Consider the following 3,776-nt stretch of genomic DNA (forward strand, 5'->3'; position numbering starts at 1 on the left):
GCACAAGTGCGCCAAAAATCGTTTGCACACAGCGCCGTTGTTAACGAATCGCTCGAAGAGTTTATAGCCATGGCCGAGCAGCTCTGTAACACCCGCGACCTCGACCTAAACCACCGCATAGGCGCAGCGCAAACAACCTGGCATTTATGGCTCGGTATACAACAGCGTATTACCCACATGTTAAATCGGTTAAGTGGCGAGTTTGGCCCCGAGCATTTAGCCGGCGCTGAGTGCATACCGCAATTTGCCGAAGACGAATGGCAAGACGCCCAAGCCAACCGTGAATACATGCTTGCCATGTTTAACGACCGTTTTAGCACTAATTCTAATAAAAAGTAGGAGAGAGCAATGCATCCTGCAGTTCAAAAATACAATAAGTTGCCAAGCACAGGCTTGGAACTAAGTTGGCAAAATGCCAGCGAAACAGCCCGTAAAAAAGCCCAAAGTAGGGCGGTAATAGTTCGCCATTTATTAACGCAAGAGTGCGGCATACCTAAAGCGTTTGAAGCGCTTGTAACCGCGTACCGCGCAAATACAGCAATGGCCACACTTGCAACCGCTATTGATGCACTGGGTAAGTTACCAGGGCGCGCAACCATTTATAACTGGTGTAATGCCTACAAAGACAACGGCATTAACAGCCTATTACCTAACCATAAAGGCAAAGCGCAAACACAATATAGCTGGCTTGCCCGCTGCCTTGAGCTTTACCACAGCCCAAACAGCCCAAGCTTTGCACAAGTGAGCGACCAGCTAAATAAAGAGGGCTACAAGGCAGAGCATCACCAAGTGCGCCGTTTTATAAATGCACTGCCACACGAGCTAGGCCCACAAAGCCCGTATCGCATGGGTGCAAAACTGTACCGCGAAAAACATAAAGATCACTTATTACGCTCAACCGATAACTTAAAGCCCGGCGTTATGTATAACGGCGATGGCCACACGCTCGACGTATACCTTGCGCACCCTAAAACGGGTAAGCCATACCGTGCTGAGCTAACTGCGTTTCAAGACGTAGCAAGCCGCTGCATTGTTGGCTGGGAACTCGGCTACGCCGAAAGCACACTCGATACGCTAGCAGCAATAAGCCGCGCGATTAAAGTGCATAACAACGTGCCAGCCATGTTTTATTTAGATAACGGCTCAGGCTACAAAAACAAACTCATGAACGACGACACAACCGGCTTTTATGCCCAGTTTGAAATAGACGTTATTTTTGCCATACCAGGCAATGCCCGTGTTAAGTGGATAGAGCGGTTCTTTTTACACATGGAAGACCGCGTTGGTAAACGCTTTAGTACTTACTGTGGGCGCGACCATGACGATCGCCATAAGCAACTGGTACTTAAAGAGGCCAAGCAAGGCAAACGCAAGTTGCCCTCGGTTGACGAGTGGATAGCCGAATTTAAAGCGTTTTTAAACGACTACCACAACAGTGAGCACCCAGAGTTCAAAGGTAAAACCCGCCAACAAGTATGGGACGAAAACATAGAGCGCGTACCACCGGTAGAGGGCGATTTTGTCATGTTACCGCGCGAAACCGTCAACATTCGCCGTGGCCGCTTCCGCTTACACCAACGTGATTATTCAGCTGACTTTTTACACCAGTTTAATGGCCAAGAGCTTATTGCAGCTTACGACTTACACGACGACAGCTACACCAAGCTTTATAAGCTAAACGGTGAGTTTTTAATGTTCGCTAACTTAAAAACTAAATCGCATGCCGTGCCTACGTCGCGCATTGAGCAAGCCGAAAGCAAACGTCGCACTGGCCGCTTAAAACGCATTGACACCAAACGCCGCGAAATCGAAGCCCAAGAAACACAAGATCGCATTATCGATGTTGATTCGGTGGCTAAGTTTGCCGCGCCAATTAAAGCCATTGCAGCACAACAAGCACCGGTAAACATATTTGATTTTGATGTAACGCCTACGCAGCCACAGCACGAAATCGACCTAAACGAATTATTAGACCAACCCAAATTACGCAAGGAACACACTTATGAGCTATAGCCAACCACACCCATACACGCCAGAGCAAACGCTACGTGTTGAGCTAATTAACCAAGAGTTAAGCACCACAGGCATGACCACCGAAGAGCTTAATACCAAATACCCATGCTGCACAAGGTGCTAATGCAAATTCGCAATCAACAAATTTGCCAAGCCCTGGATACCAAAGCCTGCAACATTCAGCAGCTGGTTAAGCGTTTTAAGATCACCCGCCAGCAAGTAAGCAGTATTTACAGTGCATACCAAGACGAACAGGCGCACGAAACACAATTAAATTTAAGTTTGTAGGAGTTATTAAAATGAAATCAGGCGAAATTACACTTTTTGATGTACAAGCACGTTGCCCGCATTGCGAAAACCACACAACTGTCTTCCAAAACGAACTCGTGGATGGTGAAGCCGAATGTCAGCACTGTGATGAAAGTTTTCAAATCAAATTAGATGAAGAGTATTAGGGGGCATCATGGAGCTTTTAAAAGACATTAAAGCAGAATGCTTAGCCTTTTTTAACGCTGCAACGTTACGCAGCAAACCAGTAATTCATTACAAATGCCCTGAGTGCGATAACACCTTAAAAACCATGCGCCCACCAGAGGGCGAGGTTTATAACGATCACACTATTTGCATTCATTGCTGGTTTGAGTTTATCCGTGTAACTGATGGTAAAGAGGTTAGAATTCAAAGCTACCCCAAGCACAAACATGCAAAACAATAACTTTGTACTGCTCACTGCGTTGCAACTTAGCGGCGGTAAAAAGCCAAAGCGGTGGCAGTACGAATATGGTTTAAACCTCTTGGCCCGTTACATCAACCAACGTAAAGTTATGGGGTTAGATGTAACGGGTTTAATGGATGAGTATAGGGAGGCGTTTAGGAAATTAAATTGAAGTTTTCATAGGTGGTTTACCTATATCAGCTAACTTTTTATTTAACGCATTCTGCTTTTCTGCCAATAAGCTAGGTTGTACATAATAAAAATCAAATAATGACTCTAATACATCTAAATTCCATTGAGCTTCTCCTGCTTCAACCTCAACTATTTCACCCGTTGAATCACTTTTCATAGGGTGAGCAGCAAAGTTACCAATCTGTCTTACAGCATCAATTGCACCTGCTATATGTGATGGTAGATGTTCCATAGCTTGTTGTATTTCTCTATCTAAGCTTCCTTTTTTAACGCCAGCTTTATCTCGGAGAATAGACTGTAAACATCTTCTACTCAATGCAGCACTTGCTTTAGGGCTAAGTGTCATGATTAGACTTGCTTCAATGAAATCCTTCCTCAAACATTCCGGAACTATTTCATTTGGCTCATCAAAAGAGGTAGTTTGTGGATAAACTCTAAAAACTTCTTGCACGCCAGAAGGCATAGTTTTCATTTGGCGTGAAATCTTATCAGAAACGATAAGATCAATTATGATATTTTCGCAGGAGGAGCAGGTACCGTAATTAGTAAACCAATAGCCTTCTTTGTCTTCCATTAACTCTCTAATGTATCCATTGAAATGGATGTCTAATTTACAATGTGGGCATCTCATGTAAGAACCTTAATTTTTTTGTTTGTTTTAGCATAAAAATAATTTTATTACACCTCTTGTATTAGTAAGCCTTTTTAATTTAACCTAATAGACCAGCTCCAAAGCCCCAGCCGCAAACAACTTTACAGTGTTACCCAATCCCCTAAATTGATTTACTACCAGCATGACAAATACAGTGCATGCGCCATTTATTGAGTTTTTAGCTCAACAAATTATTAAGGCCAG

General features: G+C 44.0%; 7 protein-coding genes and 1 pseudogene. 7 read left to right on the forward strand and 1 reads right to left on the reverse strand.

What is annotated here, in order from left to right; translation table 11 throughout:
* From H5187_RS22805 to H5187_RS22830, 7 genes and pseudogenes are all read left to right on the forward strand, one after another.
* A pseudogene (locus H5187_RS22805) lies at positions 1-339 on the forward strand (hypothetical protein); the annotation flags it as partial.
* Between the two features lie 9 nt (positions 340-348).
* Entirely contained in the window at positions 349-2,013 is a 1,665-nt protein-coding gene (locus H5187_RS22810) for a Mu transposase C-terminal domain-containing protein (RefSeq protein ID WP_182798405.1), read from the forward strand.
* Complete coding sequence (locus H5187_RS24805) at positions 2,003-2,137, forward strand: hypothetical protein (RefSeq protein WP_259401763.1); 135 nt, start codon at positions 2,003-2,005, stop codon at positions 2,135-2,137. Before H5187_RS22810 ends, H5187_RS24805 begins: the two co-directional genes overlap by 11 nt.
* Positions 2,137-2,301, forward strand: a complete 165-nt coding sequence (locus H5187_RS22815) for a hypothetical protein (protein ID WP_259401764.1) — start codon at positions 2,137-2,139, stop codon at positions 2,299-2,301. Before H5187_RS24805 ends, H5187_RS22815 begins: the two co-directional genes overlap by 1 nt.
* 11 nt (positions 2,302-2,312) lie before the next feature.
* Positions 2,313-2,468: a hypothetical protein gene (locus H5187_RS22820; RefSeq protein WP_182798406.1), complete on the forward strand. Its 156-nt coding sequence runs from the start codon at positions 2,313-2,315 to the stop codon at positions 2,466-2,468.
* A gap of 8 nt (positions 2,469-2,476) precedes the next feature.
* Positions 2,477-2,728, forward strand: a complete 252-nt coding sequence (locus H5187_RS22825; protein WP_182784441.1) for a hypothetical protein — start codon at positions 2,477-2,479, stop codon at positions 2,726-2,728.
* Positions 2,715-2,900: a hypothetical protein gene (locus H5187_RS22830; protein WP_182798407.1), complete on the forward strand. Its 186-nt coding sequence runs from the start codon at positions 2,715-2,717 to the stop codon at positions 2,898-2,900. The genes H5187_RS22825 and H5187_RS22830 overlap by 14 nt, the downstream gene beginning before the upstream one ends.
* Here the strand turns inward: H5187_RS22830 and H5187_RS22835 are convergent.
* Positions 2,892-3,494 (reverse strand): DUF4145 domain-containing protein, encoded by a 603-nt coding sequence (locus H5187_RS22835; RefSeq protein ID WP_220493330.1) that lies wholly within the window; start codon positions 3,492-3,494, stop codon positions 2,892-2,894. The genes H5187_RS22830 and H5187_RS22835 overlap by 9 nt on opposite strands.
* Positions 3,495-3,776: the final 282 nt, after the last annotated feature.

The organism is Pseudoalteromonas sp. SG44-1 (assembly GCF_014164315.1).
GTDB classification, from domain to species: Bacteria; Pseudomonadota; Gammaproteobacteria; order Enterobacterales; family Alteromonadaceae; genus Pseudoalteromonas; species Pseudoalteromonas rhizosphaerae.